Below are 18,083 nucleotides of genomic sequence, written 5' to 3'. Positions count from 1 at the left end.
AACGGGGGCGATCCATCGACGGGCGACATGGACATTTCCGTAAGCCGCGCGGAAAAGCGCCCCATGCCCGCGCTCCGTGTGCTCGCCGTCGACGACGAACCCCTCGCGCTGCGCCGGGTCGAGCTCGCCCTGGCCGAGATGATCGACGTCGTGCTCGTCGGAAAAGCCCGCAGCGGCCGTGAAGGCTTGGAGCTGATCCGGTCCCAACAGCCGGACGTCGTGCTGCTGGATATCCAGATGGCCAACCTCAGCGGATTCGAGCTGATCGAGGCGCTGGACGAGGCGACCTCGCCGCTGATCATCTTCGTCACCGCCCACGAGACCTTCGCCGTACGCGCCTTCGAGGTCGGCGCGGTGGACTATGTGCTGAAACCCCTGGAGTTCGACCGCCTGCGGGCCGCCCTGGTCCGGGCTCGTGACACCCTGGCGCTCGCCGACCAGGCTGGGCGGACCACGGAACTGCGCGCCCTGGTCAGCCAGCTGCGGGGCGAGATGGACGATGCGCCGGCCTACGCGACCGGGTTCTGGGTGGAACGAAAGGGCGAGCACGTTCGCGCCTCCGTGCAGCACATCGACTGGATGGAAGCGGACCGGGACTACGTGCGGCTGCACACCCGCGACGGCCCCTATCTGATGCGCGGTCCCCTCAGCACGATCCAAGAAGACCTGGATCCGGACCAGTTCATCCGTATCCGGCGCTCGGCAGTGGTCCGTAAGGATCGCATCAAGTCGATCCGTAACCGCGGCTACGGCGATTTCCGCATCATGCTCACCTCCGGCGAGGAGCTGCGGGTCGGCAAGACCTATGTGAAGGACGTCCGAGCCCTGCTGGATCGCAAATAGCGTCGTTCGACGGCGAATCCCGCCGTTCGTCGGCGCGGGTTTGAAGCTGCGGCGTTCACGCCCCAGACCACCTCTCTCAAGTGAAAAAGTAGATGGGTGTTTCGATGAAGACCATGCTGACGGCGCTGTGCGCCATCGCGGCCCTGGCGGCCGCCCCCACCGCGAACGCGACGACCGTGATCGACTTCAACGAGTTCACGCACGACACTGGCGACCTCAAGCTCTCGGAGCATTTCGAAAGCCAGGGCTACGCCTTCGACCTCAGCATCGAGAGCGCCCAGGCGTGGATCGTGTACGGAAAGAATGACGGCCGGAACGCCGATCCCGGCCACGCGACTTTGATGAGCAACCTGCTCAACACCACCACCCGCATGTCTCGGGTCAATAACGGGCTCTTCGATCTCACTTCAATAGACTTGGCAGATTTGTTCAATACCGGTCAATCGCCATGGGTCCGACTTGCGTACACCGACGCATTCGGCACGACGACTTCCGAGATGCGGCAGCTCGACAAGACGAAGGGCCTGGAGACCTTTGCGATCAATCAATCGAGCCTGCGCGCCTTCGAGTACACCTTCGTCGCCAACTACACTCCGGGGTCGCCGGGCTGGGGCCAGGCCGACAACATCGTCGCGAACGCCGTCGCGGCGCCGGAACCCACCACCTGGGCGCTCTTGATCCTGGGCTTTGGGGCGGCCGGCTCCGCGTTGCGCCGCAAGCGTGGCCTGACCCCGGCCTAGCCGGCAAGGCGTCCGATCGCTTCCCGGAGGATCGGGCGCTGACCCTTGTGGATCTTGACCGCGGCCGTGGAGGCGTCGAACCAACCGGCCTGGTCGACCTCCGGGAAAGACTGGCGGCGTCCGGATCGAGGCGGCCATTCGATCTCGAAGGCGTTGCTGACGATCTCCGAGACGTCGAGGTCGGCCTCGACCAGCCAGGCGTGGATCACCTTGCCGCTCGCCGGGCACGGGGTCAGCGCCTGGGGATCGCCCGCGATCTCCAGGCCCAGCTCCTCGCGGAATTCGCGGCGCGCGGCGCCCCAGCCGTCCTCGCCGGGCTCGACCAGCCCCTTGGGGATCGACCAACCCTGGACGTCCTTCTTCGCCCAGTAAGGGCCGCCCGGATGGACCAGGAGGAATTCCGGTCCTCCCGGCCGCCGCCTCCAGGCGAGCACGCCGGCGCTGATCTGGGCCGGCGCCATCTCAGCCTTCCCCGCAGTCGAGGCCTCTAGTCCATGAGCCGCTGCTGGAGGTAGGTGAACTCCAGCGCCTGACGCATGGCCCGCTCGTTGAGGTTCGCGGCCGCCGCGTGCCCCCCGTCGATGTTCTCGTAATAGAGGTAGTCGTACCCGAACTCCTTCAGCCGGGCGGCGGCCTTACGTGCGTGGGCGGGATGCACGCGGTCGTCCTTGGTGGACGTCTCGATGAACACCCGGGGATAGGGCTGGCCCGGCTTCAGGTTCTGGTACGGCGAGTAGGTCATCAGCATCGCCCGCTCCTCCGGCACCTGGGGATCGCCGTACTCGCCGATCCAGGAGGCGCCGGCGCCGATGTGGTCGTAGCCGATCATGTCGAACAGGGGCACCTGGATGACGATGGCATTGTAGAGCTCGGGGTGCTTGGTCAGGGCCACGCCCATCAGGAGGCCGCCGTTCGAGCCGCCCATGATGCCCAGCTTCTTCGGGTTGGTGATCTTGCGGTCGATGAGGTCCTGGCTGACCGCGAAGAAGTCCTCGTACACCGCCATGCGCTTCAGCTTCAGGCCGGCGTTGTGCCAGCGCGGACCGAACTCGCCCCCGCCGCGGATGTTGGCGACCACGAACACGCCGCCCTTTTCCAGCCAGAGCTTGCCGATCGCGCCGGAGTAGGCCGGCGACTGGCTCACAAGGAAGCCGCCGTAAGCGTTGAGCAGCGTCGGGTTCGAGCCGTCCAGCTTCATCCCGTTCGCGTGCACGACGAAGTACGGGACCTTCGTACCGTCCTTTGAGGTCGCCCAGAACTGCTCCATCTGGAACTTCGAAGCGTCGAAACGGGCCGGCATGGCGCGGAGCTGCGTAGATTTCCCGGTCGCGGCGTCGGCCAGCCACTGGCTGTTGGGCGTCAGGTAGCTCTGGACGTTGACGATCAGGCCGTCGTCCGCGTCGGAGGCCGATGAGATGCCGAGGGTGGAATCCTTGGGCAGGTCGAGCTTCGTGGAGGCCCAGGCCCCGCCCTTGCGCTCGAAGCTGAGCACTTGACCCTTCACGTTGTCGAGCAGCGTGACGACGAGGCGGTTCTTGGTGGTCGCTACCTGCTCGACGCTCTGGCTGAGGGTCGGGCGCAGCACCAGCGACGGCGTGAGGGCATCTGGCCGCGCCTTGAAGGCCGCTAGGTCGAAGTCGACGAGATCCCCCTCCTTGAAGCCCTTGGCGGGCCAGTCCTCTTCCAGGCTGACGACCACCCGGCCCGAGACCAGGCCTTGGGCCGACGACTTCCTGGGCAGGTCCAGCTTAACGGGCCTGTCGCCGTCGAGCAGGTAGTATTCGGAGTTGAAGGTGTCCAATGGCCGCTGGATCACCACCGCCTGCACGGCGCCGGCCGCGTCGCGCAGCACGATCGATTGCACCCCGTAGCCGCCGTCGGTCTTCTGTCCGGCGAACACCTGCCTGGCCGCCGAAAGCGGTTGGCCGCGCTTCAGGATCTTGGCGATGAAGGGATAGCCCGACGTGGTGACATCGGCCTTGGTCCAGTCCGTGACTAGGAACAGGGTGTCCTTGTCGATCCAGTCAAAACGATGCTTGCCCTCCGGCAACTGGAACCCGCCGTCGACGAACTTGCCCGTCTGGGTGTCGAACTCGCGGACGACGACCGCATCCTTGCCCCCGTTCGAGAGGCTGATGAGGCAATAGCGCTCGTCCGGACGCAGGCAGTCGGCCCCCTTCCAGACCCAGTTGGCGTTCTCAGCCTTGGACAGGACGTCGAGGTCGAGAACGGTCTTCCACTCGGGACTTCCCGCGCGATAGCTGGCCAGGGTCGTGGCGCGCCAGACCCCGCGGACATGTTCGGCGTCCTGCCAATAGTCCCGCAGCGCCCCGGCCTCCCCCGCGAAGCCGACCCCGGGAATCCGGTCCTTGGCGGTGGCGATCTTCAGGGCGTCGGCGTAGAGGCCGGCATACCGCGGGTCGTTCTGCAGCTGGGGCAGCGAGCGGGCGTTTTCCGCCTTGGCCCACTCCAGCGGCTTGGCGCCCTCGATTTCTTCCATCCACGCGTAGGGATCGTTGTCAGGCGCAGCCGCCCCCATGAGAAACACTCCTGCCAGGACGGTGGCGATCAGCCGTGCCTTCATCGTTCACCCCGAACTTCAATCGAGGGATCGATAGACGATGCGGGGCGCCGAAGCTCAAGGGGGATTCTTGCGCCGGTCAGCGGCTTTGCAGGATGTCCATCGCGAGCCGGGGGCGAACCACGAAAAGACCGGCCCAAACGACGCGGGCCACCGCGCGGCGCACGCGCCGGCCGGCGCGGAATTCGTTTTCGTAGAAGGCGGCGTAGTCGAGGGTGGGCATGGGTCTCTCCGATCTGCTGGAGAGAAATCTGACAGCCATGAGCGTCAATTCCGGACGTGCACCCGGGCCGCGGCTTCCAGCTCGCCGGCCATCATCTCCTTGAGTTCCTCGGGGGCCACGATCTCGACCTTGTCGCCCCAGGTGAACAGATGCCAGGCTAGCTCGCGCATGCCGCTGGCGCGGAAGCGGACGACCGTCGAGCCGTCGGCTTGGGCCTCGACCTTCTGACGCGCGTGGAAGCGCCAGCGAAGGGCGTCCTCGCGGCCGGCCGGCAGGATGCGCAGGACCACGTCGTGGGTGTCGTCCTGGTAGATCCCAAAGCTCTCGTCCGCATACGCCTGGAGCGAGAAGTCCTCGGGCGGCGCGCCGGGCCGGCCGGTGGCCTCCACATCGAAGATGCGGTCGAGGCGCCAGTTCCGCGGCCCTGTCCCAGCACCCACCTCCTCGGCGACCAGATAGTTCGAGCGGCCGAACAGGATGCCATACGGCACGACCTCGCGCGTCCGGCCGGGGCTCGAGCCGCCCTCGTAACGGAAGCGTAGGGTGCAGAGCGACTTCAGCCCTTCGCGCACCGCCGCGAGAACGTCGGCCTCCTCGAACGGCCGCGGCCCCGCGGTCACGGCGATGGTCTCGGCCTGCAGCAGGGCTTCGAGGTCGGGCGCAAGACGCCGGCGCGCCGAGGCGCGGGTTGCCGACAGCACCTTCTGCTCCAGCGATCGGAGCGCGGCGGCGCGCGCGGCCGCACCCTGGCGATCCAGCAATTCCGCGGCCGCCGCCAGCGCGGCCAGTTCCTCGGCCGTGGGCGCCTGGAACAGCCCGTCGAGACCGGCGGGGATGCGGAAGCGCTTGGTCGGATAGACGTCGTCGATCGCCTCCATCTGCGGGAACATCTCCCAGACCGCGTCGCGCATCCGCTCCACGGTGCGGCGAGCCACGCCCAGCCGCTCGGCCATTTCGTCGAGCGTCAGCCCCTCCGCGCTGCTGGCCAGCAGGCGCGCCAACTCCAGCAGTTTCGTCCCTTTTTCATGGCGCATGGGAATGGACGTCCGTTTTTGTCGTAACCATCAGACAAAACCAGAACCATCGAACTTCCGCAAGGAGCTAACCGATGGCCTCTCGCTTCCAACCCCGCCGCCCTTCCCGCTTCGCCCCAGCCCGGTTCACGCCGCGCCCCGTGCAGGCGCCCCAGCGTCCGCCGCCTCCGCCCGCGGCGGTCGTCGACGCGATCCTCCGCTTCCGCGACGTGGAAGTGGACCAGGGCGGACACCGCACCCTGCTGCGCCTGTCGGACCGAGCCTTGCGCGAGCCGCAAGTGATCGCGGCCCTGGGCGGCGACGCCCGCCGCGCGGCCAATGTCGCGATCCTCTGGAACGAACGCGAGAGCGAGATCGTCCGCGTGCTCGAAGGCGTCGACGCGCGGATCGCGGCCTAAAGCGAGCCTTCCGGCTTGTAGCTGGGCTGGTCGATGGCGAGCTGGTTCTTCGCCATGACCGACAGCGCGGCCAGCAGGCCCGGGGTCTCAACCGTGTAGGTCCCGGCGCGGATGCCGTCGCAGAGTTCGGCGTTCAGCGTCTCGTAGTCGCCTGTGTGACCCAGGACCCCGGCCATGGCGGCGACGGCGGACGCTTCGGCGGACGGCCCTTCGGTGATCTCGCGGGCGACCGTGGCCAGGGCGTTGGCGGCGACGCGGGCCAGAAAGGCGTTGCGCGGGTCGAGCGTCGGGCGGATCTCGTCGATCCACAGGCGGACGGACTCGACCAGTTCCTCGGTGCGGGGGTGGGTGATCAAAGGCCTTCCTCCAGCAGCACGACCAGGTCGGCCTCGGTTTCCGACACGCGACGTCCGATCATCGGGCGCTCCACCGACTTGGTGATTCCGTCCCGCCAGCTCAGGTACATCGTCAGGCACATGACGCCCCAGCGAAGGGACCCAAGCATCTGCCAGAATCGGACGCGGGAGAGCTCAATGGGGCGCCCCCCGGCATCGGCGTACCCCGCCAGCAGATCTGCGTAGCCGCCAAAGCCGCCGACAGGCCGGTCGGGGCGGCCGAAGCGCCACGAGTTGGTGCAGATCCACCCCATGTCCTCGGCCGGGTCGCCGACGTGGGCCAGCTCCCAGTCCAGGACCGCGGCGACGCCCGTCTCCGGGTCGAACATGATGTTCCCGTTCCGGAAATCGCCGTGCAGCAGGGTGGGCTCGACGGGGGCCGGCACGTGCTTGCGCAAATACTGGAACGCCAGCTCCAGGATCGGCCGCTGGGCGCCGGTGGAGCGGTAGACTTCCTCGTAGCGGTCAAGTTCGGCCACGCCATCCACGGTCTTGAGGTTCAGGCCCGCCGGCGGCGCGGTCTTGTGGATGGCCACTAGGGACTCCCCGCACTGGCGCGCCAAGCTGGGGCGCACGGCGTCGAAGCGCGGATCGGAAACGATCTTCTTGCCCAGGGTTTCGCCGTCGACGCGGACCATCACGTAGGCCTCGCCCAGGCCGTCGGCGTCGTCGCAGACGTGGCGCACCTTGGGCACGCGGGCGCCGTTCGCGCCGGTGGCCTGGATCAGCTTCGCCTCGGTGGCCAGGCTCACCGAGCGGGCGGTCTCCTCGTCGAACGGCGCGCTGCGGCGGCGCAGGATCAGGCGCTCGGCGCCGCCCTGCCCCGTGAACCCGAAGGCCCAGGTTTCCATGCTGGCCCCACCCGACAGGCGCTGCGCCTCGGTCAGCGCCGCGCCCGGCCCTCCCAGTCTCGCGGCGAGCTTCTCGAGGCCCGCACGAACGTCAACTTCCATGACCCGGCGGAACCCTCCGACTGATCTAATCTGCACCCGATCTGGCGGGCTGTCGGGGCGGTTGTAAACGGCTCCCCCGACGTCAATCCGCCCAAAGAAATCGTTGGGAGAACGGCCGTGGACTTCAACCTGCCCCAGGACCTCGTGGACTATCTCGGCGAACTGGACCGCTTCATCGACGAGGTCATCGCGCCGCTGCAGGCGAAGGACGACAACGAGCGGTTCTTCGACCATCGCCGCGAGCACGCCCGCACCGACTGGGACAACCAGGGTCTGCCGCGCCACGAATGGGAGCAGTTGCTGGCCGAAGCGCGCCGCCTCGCCGACGAGGCCGGGCACCTGCGCTTCGCCTGGCCCAAGGAGATGGGCGGCAAGGGCGGCAGCCAGCTCGCCATGGCGGTGATCCGCGAGCACCTCGCCGCGAAGGGCCTGGGCCTGTTCAACGATCTGCAGACCGAGCACTCGATCGTCGGCAACAACCCCTTCATCCTGATGTTCAAGGAGTTCGCGACCAACGCCCAGTACGAGCGCGACGCGGACAAGCTGCTGGGCGGCAAGATGCGCACCGGCTTCGGCCTGACCGAGCCGAACCACGGATCCGACGCCACCTGGATGGAGACACGGGCCGTCCCGCACCAGAAGGACGGCAAGCCGGGGTGGCTGATCAACGGGGAAAAAATGTGGACGACGGGCATGCACGTCGCCACGCATGTCATGGTTTTTGCTCGTACTTCCGGCAAGGACGGCGACGCCACGGGCATCACCTGCTTCATCGTGCCGGCCGACACGCCCGGGGTGAAGGTCGAGGAGTATCTCTGGACCTTCAACATGCCGACCGACCACCCGCGAGTCAGCTTCACCGACGTCTGGATCCCCGAGGACGCCTACTGGGGCCAGATCGACCGCGGGCTGGGCATCGGCCAGAGCTTCGTCCACCAGAACCGCATCCGCCAGGCGGCCTCGTCGCTGGGCGCGGCGCAGTACTGCATCAACGAGAGCGTGAAGTACGCCCGCAACCGCAAGCCGTTCGGCAAGCCGCTGTCGGAGAACCAGGCGATCCAGTTCCCGCTGGTCGAGCTGCAGACCCAGTGCGAGATGCTGCGCCTGCTGATCCGCAAGACGGCCTGGCAGATGGACAACATGGAGCACAAGGAGATCGAGCGGACGATCTCGGACAAGGTCTCCATGTGCAACTATTGGGGCAACCGCCTGGTCTGCGAGGCGGCCGACCGGGCGATGCAGGTGCACGGCGGCATCGGCTATTCGCGCCATAAGCCGTTCGAGCACATCTTCCGCCACCACCGCCGCTATCGGATCACCGAGGGCTCGGAGGAGATCCAGATGCGCAAGGTGGCTGCCTACCTGTTCGGCTATCTCGGCCCCAAGCGCGAGGAGTTCAAGGAACTCAACGCGGCCGAGAAGGCGGCCAAGAGCGAATACGTGCAACCCATCCCGGCCCGACACTGAGGTGAACAGCGACCATCGCCTGGCGGTCTATGGCTCGCTGGCGCCGGGCAAGGCCAACCACCGCCAACTCGACGGCCTATCGGGCGGCTGGCAGCCAGGCCTAGTGCGCGGCTGGCTGACGGAGTCGGGTTGGGGGGCCGCCCAGGGCTTTCCCAGCCTGCGGCCGGATCCGATGGGGCCCGAGGTGATGGTGCAGCTGTTCACGTCCGAAGACCTCCCCGATCATTGGGAGCGCCTCGACGCCTTCGAGGGCGACGAGTACGAGCGCGTCCTGGTGGACGTGGACCTGGGGACCTACCGGGTGCAGGCGAACATCTACGCCCTGAAGCCGAAACCCTAGGCCGCCGCTTCCTTGGCCGCGTAGAGGCCATCGAACACCGGCGGCAGGCTGTCGGGCAGGCCCAGAAGCGGGCCGGACGACAGCAGCAGGACCACCTCGTCGCCCGACAAGCGGCTGAGGGCTGCGGTGGCGGCCTCAGCGGTGTCGACGCCTTCGACGGGCACGCCGGCGGCGCCGACGCGGGCCAGGATCTCGTCGAACCCCGACTGCTGGTGGCTGGCCTCGCCGTGGTGGGGCGGCGGGATCACCAGCACCTTGGCCACGCCCTCGAACACCGTGTCGTACCAGGGCAGCGCGTCGCGGTTGCGCCAGGAAAAGGTGTGCGGCTCGAACACCACCGTCAGCGGCCTGTGCGGATAGTGCAGCAGCATGGCCTCGATGGCCGAACGGGCCTTCTCGTACGAGCTGCCGAAGCCTTCGATGACCGGGATCGCGGAGGTCTTGGTCAGGCGGTCCAGCCGGCGTCGGATTCCCGCGAAGCTCTCGACCGCACGGGCGAGTTGGGCCTCGGTGACCAGACCGCGCTCCAGAAGGTAGGCGCCGACACCGACGATGTTCTCGACGTTGTGTTCGCCCAGCAGGGTCGTCGCGAGCGCGACACGGCGGCCCTCGGGACCGACCAGCGTGAAACGGGTCACCTCGCCGACGACGATGTTCTCGGGATGCCAGCCGTCGCCGGGGCGGGTGTCGTACCAGACGATGCGCGAGGCCGCCTCGCCGGCGATGGCGCGGATGGCGGGGTGCTCGCGCGCGACCAGCAGCCCCTCGGCCGGGGGCAGCCGCAGCAGTTCGCCGAACGGCTTGGCGTAGTCGTCGAAGGTCGGGAAGACGTTGACGTGGTCGTGGATCAGCGAGGTCAGCAGCACGTCGCGCGGATGATAGAGCACGAACTTCGAGCGCCGGTCCGTGGGCCCGACGATGTACTCGTCGCCCTCGAGGATCACCTCGGGCGCGGTCCCCCAGTGGCCGGTGTCGGGCAACGAGGGCGAGATGGCGCCGATCATCCAGCCGGCGTCGCGCCCGCTTTCGCGCAGCACGTGGGCCATCAGTGCGGTGCAGGTGGACTTGCCGAACGAGCCGGCCACCACGGTGTTGCGGCGCAGGCCCGTGGACTCGCCCACGAGTTCGGGGAAGGTGGTGACACGGACGCCGCGCCGGCGGGCTTCCTGCACCTCGACGTTCGATTCGCCGCCCAGCTTGGCGCTGGCGCCCAGCACCAGCAGATCGAGGCCCTCCACGAGATTCGCCGAATCGAATCGCCAGCTCACCGGAAAGCCCAGGCCCTCCACATAGGTCGACATGGGCGGGAAGACGTCCTGGTCAGACCCGGTGATGGCGTGCCCCGCCTCGCGCATCATCAGCGCCGCCGCGGCCATGCCCGCGCCCGCGATGCCGGTGAAATGGATGCGCATCCGTCCCTCTTCTCAAACACTTAGTGTCAGGTGATCGACCGATCCGGGGCTCGCGTCCAGCCCCGCGCGACAAGGGGCCGCTTGGCCGTCGCGGCCGAAGCTTCACCTTGGCCTTAAGGGAAAGTTGGCGGCGCCAGCGCCGATTAATCACCCTTTAACCACACCAGCCGAGCCTGTGAGCGTCTTCTTTGAAGACACCCCACCATCACCGAAACTGAATTCAGCCCGGCGTTCGCGCCGGGCTCTTTTTTCGCCGCCGCCCGGGCAGCGTGCGCGCGAACGGAAGAACCTTGCGGCATGGCGTCCTGGCCGCTTGCGCAACCCGGCGGCGCGCAGTATACGCCCGCCCTCTCGACGTGATCCCCGATAGCTCAGCTGGTAGAGCAGTCGGCTGTTAACCGACTTGTCGCAGGTTCGAGTCCTGCTCGGGGAGCCACTTCGAAGACCTTCCGGACAATCCAACCGATACCCGTGTGCAACGGCGCCGCGGAAGCCGCGTTTGTCGCACGCGTCGCATCTGGCGTTCGCACCGGCTCCGGCCCATATGACCTCTGCCTCCGCTCCCCGACGGGCTCGATGACCGACTTCACGCACCACCTGGCCGCGCTGGGTCCGATCGCGATTGCGCTGGGCGCCGCGTTCGAGGGGCAGACCGCCGTGATCGCGGGGGGCGTGATGGCGCGCCAGCAGATCCTTTCGCCCGCCATCGTGATCCTCGCCGCCGCCTTGGGCTCGGGGATCGTGGACTACCTGCTATTCGTGCTGGGACGCAGCTTCCGCCATACGCGCTGGGTGCAGAAGGTTTCCGCCAAGCCCGCGTTCGACAAGGCCCTCGGGCTGATCGAGCGCTATCCCGCCGGCTTCATCCTGAGCTTCCGGTTCCTGTTCGGCCTCCGCGCGGCGGGACCGGTGGCGGTCGGCGTGTCGACCGTCTCTACGCAGAAGTTCGCCATCCTGAACGCCATCGCCGCCGGCATCTGGGCCGGCGCCTTCGTGGCGCTTGGCTACGCCTTCGGGCCACTGGTCATGAGCGTCCTCGAAAGCCTCTTCGCCCACGCCGCGCCGGTGGCCGCCGCCGTGGCGGTGGTCGCCGTGGTGATCGGCGTGGCCGTCTGGCGCTGGCGCGTGGCTATGGCCCAGGAGCGCCCCGCGCCCTGACGGGCGGCCATGGGAATGATAGCGTGGGCCCATGCCGACACGCATCCTGCTCCAGACCACCATCCAGGCTGTTCCCGACGACTGGCATATCGGCCGGTTCTCGCGCCTGCGCGACCACCTGGCTTCCCTCGATGGCGTGGAGGTGACGGCGCGCGACCGCGCCGCGCCTCCGGGACAGACCGATCCGGTCCTGGGCGGTCTCGACAGCTCCGACTTCGACCAGCTGTGGCTGTTTGCGGTGGACGTAGGCGACGGCCTGAACAGCGAGGAATGCGCGGCGATCGGCCGTTTCCGCAAGGCTGGACACGGCCTGATGGTGACGCGCGACCACATGGACCTGGGGATGTCGGTCTGCACCCTGGGCGGCGTGGGCAAGGCCCATTACTTCCACTCGAAGCAGCCGGATCCCGACGACAGCCGCAACCGGCGCGACGATCCCTACACGACCAACATCGACTGGCCGAACTATCACTCGGGCGCAAACGGCGACTTCCAGACGCTCGAGATCGTCGGGCCGCGGCATCCGATCCTGGACGGCGTCGACCGGCTGCCCGCCCATCCGCACGAAGGCGCCGTGGGCGCGCCGCCGGACGACCCCACGGCGCGGGTGGTGTCGCGCAGCGTGAGCAAGGCGACCGACCGGCCGTTCAACATCGCGGTGGTCTTCGAGGCGGGGCCGGACGGCGGCAGAGCGCTGGCCGAGAGCACTTTCCATCACTACTGCGACTACAACCTGGACCCGCGCGACGGTTGCCCCAGCTTCGTCGACGAGCCGCCGGGAGACGCGATGATTCGCGATCCGACCGCCCTGCCCGAAGTCCTGCGCTATTTCACCAACGTGGCGCGCTGGCTGAGCTGACTACCAGACGCCGACGTTCGGCATCGACGCCCAGGGCTCGGCCGGCGGCAGGGCCGGGCCGGCCTGCAGCAGCTCGATCGAGATGTTGTCGGGCGAGCGGACGAAGGCCATGCGTCCATCGCGAGGCGGCCGGTTGATCACGACGCCGGCGTCCTTCAGGCGCTGGCACGCGGCGTAGATGTCGTCCACCGCATAGGCCAGGTGGCCGAAGTTGCGGCCGCCCTCGTAGACTTCGGGGTCCCAGTTGTAGGTGAGTTCGACGGTCGGCGCCTTCTTCTCGCGCGCCGCCGCCTCGTCGCCCGGAGCACAGAGAAAGACCAGGGTGAACCGACCGCCCTCGTTCTCCACCCGGGAGACTTCCTTAAGGCCGAGCTTGTCACAATAGAACGCGAGCGAAGCGTCGAGATCGGTCACGCGGACCATGGTGTGCAGGTATTTCACGGAAGATTCGTCCTCGGTTCTCTCGGCGGCTGGCGAACCATGCCTTTACCTCGTAAAGTCAACGCATCGGACTCGCGCGTTGCGAGAATCCGCGTTGAAATGCAATCTAGGCTCACCGCGTCAGATTAGACCCGCCAACGTTCGTGACCGCAATTTCATTTGCGCTGACATAACGGCGGCATCAAAAGCAGGGCAAGCCGCGCAAAGTCGGCAACCGTGTGTGACTGGGCGTATCGCGCACGCAGCTGAGACCGGGGATACAGCTCTATGCGTTTGAAGTCACAGTATGTCTTCATCATCGTCCTCGCGGGCGTGGTGGTGCTCTTCTTCGTGGTCCGCTCGCTGTTCGGCGGCGGGGCGGAGAAGGCCGAGGCCAAGGCGCCGCCGGCGAACCCGATTCCGAGCGTCCAAGCCAAGCTGACCCCCGAAACGGTGCGCGAGGTCGAGGTGGTGATGCGCGGCCGGACCGAAGCCGCGCGCACTGTTGTGGTCCGCTCGGAGACCGCCGGCGTTGTCGCCGCGACGCCCACCCCGGAGGGCAGCTTCGTCAAGCAGGGCCAGGTGCTGTGCCGTCTCGCGGTCGACGCTCGTCAGGCGAGCCTGGATCAGGCCCGCGCCATGCTGAAGTCCCGCCAGCTGCAGCGCAAGGCCGCCCAGGAACTGGCCGCCAAGGGCTTCCGCTCCGAAACCCAGGTGCTGGAGGCCCAGGCCAATCTCGACGCGGCGCAGGCGCAGGTCCGCGCCGCCGAGATCGCGCTCCGTCAGGTCGACATCCGCGCGCCGTTCTCGGGCGTGTTCGACCGGCGCGACGCCGAGATCGGAACGTACCTGTCGCCGGGCCAGCCCTGCGGCACGATGATCGAATTAAATCCGCTGCTGGTGGTGGGCGACGCGCCCGAGACCGAGGCCGCGCGACTGAGCGCCGGCTCGCCGGCCCGCGCCAAGCTGGTCAACGGCCAGGTGCTGAGCGGCCGCGTGCGCTACGTGGCCCGCGACGCCGATCCGCAGACGCGCACCTATCACCTGGAGGTCACCGTTCCGAACCCCGGCAACAGCGTCCGCTCGGGCCTTTCGGCTGAATTGCGGATCGCGGCCGGCGCGGGCGCCGCGCACCTGGTGCCGATCTCGGCTCTGGTGCTGGACACCGGGGGTCGCCAGGGAGTCCGCTATGTCCTGCCCGACGGGCGGGTCGCGTTCTCTCCCGTCACCGTGCTGGAGGAGACCCGCGACGGCATGTGGGTCAGCGGCCTCAAGGGGTCGGTCAATGTGATCACTGTCGGCCAGTCGTTCGTGGCCGACGGCCAAAAAGTTCGGGTCGCCCAGGTTCGCTAGGACCCGCGGCGGCCCACCGATGCTCGTGAGAGCGTCGGCGGTCTTTCTTGAAGTTGAGCGCCTTCCGGGCGGCGAACCGGAATCCACTTCGCCTGAAGGCGCTCAGGGGGAAACGAGATGATCGGTCCGCTGATCGACGGAGCCATCAAACGGCGCAAGGTCGTGCTCGGCGTGACGCTGATCGCCGCGATCTTCGGCCTGTTCGCCTATCTGAACATGCCGCGGGAGTCGGAGCCCGACATCGACCTGCCGTACATCTCGGTGGTGGTCCCCTACCCCGGCGTGTCGCCGGAAGACGCCGAGCGCCTGCTGGTCAAGCCGCTGGAACTCGAGCTCCAGACCATGGAGGGCATCGAGTCCATGAACGGCGTCGCCCGACAGGGCGTCGCCGTGGTGACCCTCGAATTCGAGGCCGATTTCGACAAGGACAAGGCGCTGGAGGACGTCCGCGCCAAGGTCGACCTGGCGCGCGGGAAGTTCCCGCCCGACGCCGAAGAGCCGATCATCCAGGAGCAGAACTTCTCGGGCGAGCCGGTGATCGGCATCGTCATCTCGGGTTCCGCGCCCGAACGCGAGCTGTTCCGCGTCGCCAATGCGCTGAAGGAGCGCCTGGAAGGCACCGAGGGGGTCCTCGAGGTCTACATGAGCGGCGCGCGCGAGGAGGTCCTGGAGGTCACCATCGATCCCCTGCGGATGGAGGCCTACAACGTCACCACGGGTGAGATCGCCCAGGTGATCGGCCGCAACAACCAGCTGGTCCCGGCGGGTTCGCTGCGCTCGGGTTCCGGCCAGTTCGCCGTGAAGGTGCCGGGCGTGGTCGAGGAGCCGGCCGACATCCTGGCCCTGCCGATCAAGAAGAACGGCGACCGCCTGGTGACGATGGGCGACATCGGCGAGGTGCACCGCACCTTCAAGGAATCGAGCTCCATCAGCCGCTTCAACGGCCAGCCGGCCTTCATCCTCGAGGTCTCCAAGCGCGGCGGCGCCAACATCCTCGAGACCGTGAAGACCATCCGCAAGGTCACCGAGGCCCAGGCGAAGAACTGGCCTTCGACGGTCAAGCTGAACTTCACCTACGACGAGAGCGATTTCATCGGCCGCACCCTGGTGGTGCTGGAGAGCGGCCTGATCATGGCCAGCCTGCTGGTGATGATGATCATCGTGGCCAGCCTGGGCATCCGCCAGGGCCTGATGGTGGGCGCCTCGATCCCGATCTGCTTCCTGCTGTCGTTCCTGATGATGACCGGCATGGGCGTGACCCTGAACATGATGGTGATGTTCGGCCTGGTGCTGGCGGTGGGGATCCTGGTCGACGGCGGCATCGTGGTGGTGGAATACGCCGACCGACGCATGGCCGAGGGCCTGCCCAAGGCCGAGGCCTTCGCCGCCGCCGGCAAGCGGATGTTCTGGCCGGTGGCCAACGGCACCCTGACCACGCTGTGCGCCTTCGTACCGTTCATGTTCTGGAACTCGATCGCCGGGAAGTTCATGAGCTTCCTGCCGCTGACCCTGTTCTTCGTGCTGGGCGCCTCGATCTTCGTGGCCCTGATCTTCACGCCGGCGCTGGGTTCGATCTTCGCCCGCAAGACGGCCATCGACCAGGACCACCTGGCCGAGATCGCCAAGTCCGAACACGGCGATCCGCGCGAGATGAAGGGCTTCATGGGCTGGTACGCCCGCTCGCTCACCGTCCTGGGCGCGCATCCCACGCGCACCTTCGCGGGCGCGATCGTCATCATCTTCGCGATCGTCTTCTGGTTCGGCACGACGAAGCACAAGACCGAGTTCTTCTTCTCGGACGACCCCGAGTTCGTCGACGTGTTCGTGAAGGCGCGGGGCAACCTTTCGCCCGAGGCGCAGGACGACCTCGTCCATCAAGTCGAAGGCCGGCTCGTCGGCATCAAGGGCGTGGAGTCGTTCTACGTCCGGGCGGGCGGCTTCACCTCGAACGGCGGCCCGAACTCCGCCCCGAACGACACCGTCGGCCGCATCCGCATCGACTTCGTCGACTACGAGGAGCGGGTGAAGCTGGGGCTGCAGGGCCGAGATATCGAGAACACCGTCAAGCAGCGTCTGGGCGAAGTGGCCGGCCTGCAACTCGAGGTTCGCGGACCGCAGAACGGCCCGCCGGTGGGCAAGGACATCCAGGTCCAGCTCCAGAGCAACGATCCCGTCGCGCTGAACCGCGCGGCGGACCTGGTGAAGGCGAAGTTCGCCTCGGACCGCCAACTGATCGAGCTGGAGGACAACCGCACCTCACCCGGCATCGAGTGGAACCTGGCCGTCGACCGCGAGGCCGCCGGCCGCTACGGGGTCGACGTCCTGTCGGTGGGCCAGACCATCCAGTTCCTCACCGGCGGCGTGCTGATGGGCCGCTACCGGCCCGACGACGCCGAGGACGAGCTGGACATCCGCGTCCGCTTCCCGGCCGACGCGCGGAATGTCGCCGCCCTGGAACAGCTCAAGATCACCACACCCACGGGACCGGTGCCGGCCAGCTACTTCATCAAGCGCGTCCCGGCGCAGCAGGTGACCCAGATCCAGCGCCGCGATTCGCAGCGCCTGGTGATCATCCAGGCCAACACCATCGAGGGCGTCGCCTCGAACCTGAAGATCCAGGAACTCCGGCCATGGCTGGAGAAGGCCCCGATCGACAGCGCCGTCCGCTGGAAATTCACGGGGGCTGACGAAGAAGGGGCCGAGGCGGCGCAGTTCTTCATGGCCGCCATGGCCGCCTCGCTCTTCATGATGTTCGTGATCCTGCTCTGGCAGTTCAACAGCTTCTACGGGGTGCTGGTGACGCTCTCGGCGGTGATCCTGTCGACCGTGGGCGTGCTGCTGGGCGTGCAGGTCAACCTGGGCAACACGTTCCCCTACATCTCGGTCATCATGCTGGGGACGGGCGTCGTGGCCCTGTTCGGGGTGGTCGTGGGCCACAACATCGTGCTGGTCGACACCTTCTACCACCTGCGCCACGAGGGCTATTCCGCCGACGAGGCGGCGATCCGGGCGGCGGCGCAGCGGTTCCGGCCGGTGGTGCTGACCACGCTGGTGACGGTGGTGGGCCTCCTGCCGCTGATGTTCCAGATCCACCCTAACTTCCACACCGGCCACATCGAGTACAAGGCGCCGGGCTCGACCTGGTGGGTGCAGCTCTCGGCGTCGGTGGTGTGGGGGCTGTCGTTTGCGACCCTGCTGACGCTGGTGCTCACGCCCGTCATGCTGGCGGCGCCCAAGGTCTACTCGCGCCGCTTCGGCTGGATCCGCGACCACACCATCGGCAAGCCCAAGCCGAAGCGCTCGGTCGCCCTGCCCCCGGTCGGCAACGATGACGTGCCTCGCGCCGCGGAATAGGCCGTGGCGGGTGGGCTGACTCACCGCATCGCGACGGTCGACGACGCCTCCGCGCTCGCCGCGGTGATGGAGGCTGCCATCGCCGAGCTGCAGAAGGGGTTCCTGGATCCGGCGCAGATCGAGTCCAGCCGCATGATCATGGGGCTGGACCGCCAGCTGCTGATCGACGGCACCTATTTCGTGGTCGAGGCCGACGGCGCCATCGCCGGATGCGGCGGCTGGAGCCGGCGGGCCACGCTCTATGGCGGCGACCATACCCCCGGTCGGGACGCCGCCGTGCTCGACCCCGCGACGGAGGCCGCACGGGTGCGGGCGATGTACACACACCCGAACTTCGCCCGCCGCGGCGTCGGCCGGCTGATCCTGCAGCTCTGCGAGGCGGCCGCGCGGGCCGAGGGGTTCAAGCGGGTAGAACTCATGGCCACCCTTTCCGGCCGGGCGCTGTACGCGCAGTGCGGCTACGCCGACATCGAGGCGATCGAGGACTCCCGGGGCGGGGCCGCGGTGCCGCTGGTCCACATGGGCAAGGCGATCTGAGGACGGCCCTCCGTAG

At 67.7% G+C, this 18,083-nt stretch carries 18 protein-coding genes and 1 tRNA gene; 11 read left to right on the top strand and 8 right to left on the bottom strand.

The features are described 5' to 3' along the window. The first annotated feature begins 63 nt into the window (after positions 1–63). Both ACODSY_RS14500 and ACODSY_RS14495 read left to right on the top strand, forming a co-directional pair. A complete protein-coding gene (locus ACODSY_RS14500) occupies positions 64–843 on the top strand; it encodes a LytR/AlgR family response regulator transcription factor (protein ID WP_488952466.1) in 780 nt (259 codons plus the stop codon). A gap of 104 nt (positions 844–947) precedes the next feature. After that, positions 948–1,583, top strand: a complete 636-nt coding sequence (locus ACODSY_RS14495; RefSeq protein ID WP_488952465.1) for a PEPxxWA-CTERM sorting domain-containing protein — start codon at positions 948–950, stop codon at positions 1,581–1,583. Here ACODSY_RS14495 and ACODSY_RS14490 read toward each other — a convergent pair. The 4 genes from ACODSY_RS14490 to ACODSY_RS14475 all read right to left on the bottom strand — a co-directional run bounded on the left by ACODSY_RS14490 (position 1,580) and on the right by ACODSY_RS14475 (position 5,421). Continuing rightward, a complete protein-coding gene (locus ACODSY_RS14490; RefSeq protein ID WP_488952464.1) occupies positions 1,580–2,044 on the bottom strand; it encodes an NUDIX hydrolase in 465 nt (154 codons plus the stop codon). The two genes, ACODSY_RS14495 and ACODSY_RS14490, sit on opposite strands and share 4 nt — an antisense overlap. Before the next feature lie 26 nt (positions 2,045–2,070). Further along, the gene (locus tag ACODSY_RS14485; protein WP_488952463.1) at positions 2,071–4,167 is read right to left on the bottom strand and encodes a prolyl oligopeptidase family serine peptidase; all 2,097 of its coding nucleotides are present in this window, start codon (positions 4,165–4,167) and stop codon (positions 2,071–2,073) included. Between the two features lie 76 nt (positions 4,168–4,243). Next, positions 4,244–4,387 (bottom strand): hypothetical protein, encoded by a 144-nt coding sequence (locus ACODSY_RS14480; RefSeq protein ID WP_488952462.1) that lies wholly within the window; start codon positions 4,385–4,387, stop codon positions 4,244–4,246. A 44-nt stretch (positions 4,388–4,431) separates the two neighbouring features. Then, entirely contained in the window at positions 4,432–5,421 is a 990-nt protein-coding gene (locus ACODSY_RS14475) for a helix-turn-helix transcriptional regulator (RefSeq protein ID WP_488952461.1), read from the bottom strand. 74 nt (positions 5,422–5,495) lie between these two features. Between ACODSY_RS14475 and ACODSY_RS14470 the strand changes: the two genes are divergently transcribed. After that, entirely contained in the window at positions 5,496–5,819 is a 324-nt protein-coding gene (locus ACODSY_RS14470; RefSeq protein ID WP_488952460.1) for a hypothetical protein, read from the top strand. Here the strand turns inward: ACODSY_RS14470 and ACODSY_RS14465 are convergent. Beyond that, positions 5,816–6,175: a DUF6285 domain-containing protein gene (locus tag ACODSY_RS14465; protein ID WP_488952459.1), complete on the bottom strand. Its 360-nt coding sequence runs from the start codon at positions 6,173–6,175 to the stop codon at positions 5,816–5,818. The two genes, ACODSY_RS14470 and ACODSY_RS14465, sit on opposite strands and share 4 nt — an antisense overlap. After that, on the bottom strand, positions 6,172–7,167 hold the full coding sequence (locus tag ACODSY_RS14460; protein ID WP_488952458.1) for a phosphotransferase family protein: 996 nt from the start codon (positions 7,165–7,167) through the stop codon (positions 6,172–6,174). The genes ACODSY_RS14465 and ACODSY_RS14460 overlap by 4 nt, the downstream gene beginning before the upstream one ends. 117 nt (positions 7,168–7,284) lie before the next feature. Here ACODSY_RS14460 and ACODSY_RS14455 point away from each other — a divergent pair, with 117 nt between their 5' ends. After that, a complete protein-coding gene (locus tag ACODSY_RS14455) occupies positions 7,285–8,634 on the top strand; it encodes an acyl-CoA dehydrogenase family protein (protein WP_488952457.1) in 1,350 nt (449 codons plus the stop codon). Position 8,635: 1 nt separating this feature from the next. Next, the gene (locus ACODSY_RS14450) at positions 8,636–8,974 is read left to right on the top strand and encodes a gamma-glutamylcyclotransferase family protein (RefSeq protein WP_488952456.1); all 339 of its coding nucleotides are present in this window, start codon (positions 8,636–8,638) and stop codon (positions 8,972–8,974) included. Here the strand turns inward: ACODSY_RS14450 and ACODSY_RS14445 are convergent. After that, positions 8,971–10,386, bottom strand: a complete 1,416-nt coding sequence (locus ACODSY_RS14445; protein WP_488952455.1) for a Mur ligase family protein — start codon at positions 10,384–10,386, stop codon at positions 8,971–8,973. The two genes, ACODSY_RS14450 and ACODSY_RS14445, sit on opposite strands and share 4 nt — an antisense overlap. A 360-nt stretch (positions 10,387–10,746) precedes the next feature. Here ACODSY_RS14445 and ACODSY_RS14440 point away from each other — a divergent pair. From ACODSY_RS14440 to ACODSY_RS14430, 3 genes are all read left to right on the top strand, one after another. After that, positions 10,747–10,822 (top strand) — tRNA-Asn (locus tag ACODSY_RS14440). A 140-nt stretch (positions 10,823–10,962) separates the two neighbouring features. Beyond that, positions 10,963–11,544, top strand: coding sequence for a DedA family protein (locus tag ACODSY_RS14435; protein ID WP_488952454.1), 582 nt, complete (start codon positions 10,963–10,965; stop codon positions 11,542–11,544). Positions 11,545–11,575: 31 nt separating this feature from the next. Continuing rightward, positions 11,576–12,403, top strand: a complete 828-nt coding sequence (locus tag ACODSY_RS14430; protein WP_488952453.1) for a hypothetical protein — start codon at positions 11,576–11,578, stop codon at positions 12,401–12,403. Here ACODSY_RS14430 and ACODSY_RS14425 read toward each other — a convergent pair whose 3' ends face one another. After that, the gene (locus tag ACODSY_RS14425) at positions 12,404–12,844 is read right to left on the bottom strand and encodes a VOC family protein (RefSeq protein ID WP_488952452.1); all 441 of its coding nucleotides are present in this window, start codon (positions 12,842–12,844) and stop codon (positions 12,404–12,406) included. It lies immediately after the preceding gene. 267 nt (positions 12,845–13,111) lie between these two features. Here ACODSY_RS14425 and ACODSY_RS14420 point away from each other — a divergent pair, with 267 nt between their 5' ends. The 3 genes from ACODSY_RS14420 to ACODSY_RS14410 all read left to right on the top strand — a co-directional run bounded on the left by ACODSY_RS14420 (position 13,112) and on the right by ACODSY_RS14410 (position 18,067). After that, entirely contained in the window at positions 13,112–14,176 is a 1,065-nt protein-coding gene (locus ACODSY_RS14420) for an efflux RND transporter periplasmic adaptor subunit (protein ID WP_488952451.1), read from the top strand. A 117-nt stretch (positions 14,177–14,293) separates the two neighbouring features. Further along, complete coding sequence (locus tag ACODSY_RS14415; protein ID WP_488952450.1) at positions 14,294–17,530, top strand: efflux RND transporter permease subunit; 3,237 nt, start codon at positions 14,294–14,296, stop codon at positions 17,528–17,530. A gap of 3 nt (positions 17,531–17,533) precedes the next feature. Beyond that, positions 17,534–18,067, top strand: a complete 534-nt coding sequence (locus tag ACODSY_RS14410) for a GNAT family N-acetyltransferase (RefSeq protein ID WP_488952449.1) — start codon at positions 17,534–17,536, stop codon at positions 18,065–18,067. Positions 18,068–18,083: the final 16 nt, after the last annotated feature.

It is taken from the genome of Phenylobacterium sp. FG114, from assembly GCF_057809855.1.
Note: the sequence above shows the minus strand (reverse complement) of the source record. Positions and strands in the feature narration are given on the sequence as shown.

What these genes read in the sequence shown, in the direction of transcription:
- ACODSY_RS14445 (WP_488952455.1), bottom strand. Translation starts at nt 10,386, where the DNA reads ATGCGCATCCATTTCACCGGCATCGCGGGCGCGGGCATGGCCGCGGCG.
- ACODSY_RS14495 (WP_488952465.1), top strand. Translation starts at nt 948, where the DNA reads ATGAAGACCATGCTGACGGCGCTGTGCGCCATCGCGGCCCTGGCGGCC.
- ACODSY_RS14485 (WP_488952463.1), bottom strand. Translation starts at nt 4,167, where the DNA reads ATGAAGGCACGGCTGATCGCCACCGTCCTGGCAGGAGTGTTTCTCATG.
- ACODSY_RS14415 (WP_488952450.1), top strand. Translation starts at nt 14,294, where the DNA reads ATGATCGGTCCGCTGATCGACGGAGCCATCAAACGGCGCAAGGTCGTG.
- ACODSY_RS14490 (WP_488952464.1), bottom strand. Translation starts at nt 2,044, where the DNA reads ATGGCGCCGGCCCAGATCAGCGCCGGCGTGCTCGCCTGGAGGCGGCGG.
- ACODSY_RS14435 (WP_488952454.1), top strand. Translation starts at nt 10,963, where the DNA reads ATGACCGACTTCACGCACCACCTGGCCGCGCTGGGTCCGATCGCGATT.
- ACODSY_RS14500 (WP_488952466.1), top strand. Translation starts at nt 64, where the DNA reads ATGCCCGCGCTCCGTGTGCTCGCCGTCGACGACGAACCCCTCGCGCTG.
- ACODSY_RS14475 (WP_488952461.1), bottom strand. Translation starts at nt 5,421, where the DNA reads ATGCGCCATGAAAAAGGGACGAAACTGCTGGAGTTGGCGCGCCTGCTG.
- ACODSY_RS14470 (WP_488952460.1), top strand. Translation starts at nt 5,496, where the DNA reads ATGGCCTCTCGCTTCCAACCCCGCCGCCCTTCCCGCTTCGCCCCAGCC.
- ACODSY_RS14420 (WP_488952451.1), top strand. Translation starts at nt 13,112, where the DNA reads ATGCGTTTGAAGTCACAGTATGTCTTCATCATCGTCCTCGCGGGCGTG.
- ACODSY_RS14430 (WP_488952453.1), top strand. Translation starts at nt 11,576, where the DNA reads ATGCCGACACGCATCCTGCTCCAGACCACCATCCAGGCTGTTCCCGAC.
- ACODSY_RS14460 (WP_488952458.1), bottom strand. Translation starts at nt 7,167, where the DNA reads ATGGAAGTTGACGTTCGTGCGGGCCTCGAGAAGCTCGCCGCGAGACTG.
- ACODSY_RS14480 (WP_488952462.1), bottom strand. Translation starts at nt 4,387, where the DNA reads ATGCCCACCCTCGACTACGCCGCCTTCTACGAAAACGAATTCCGCGCC.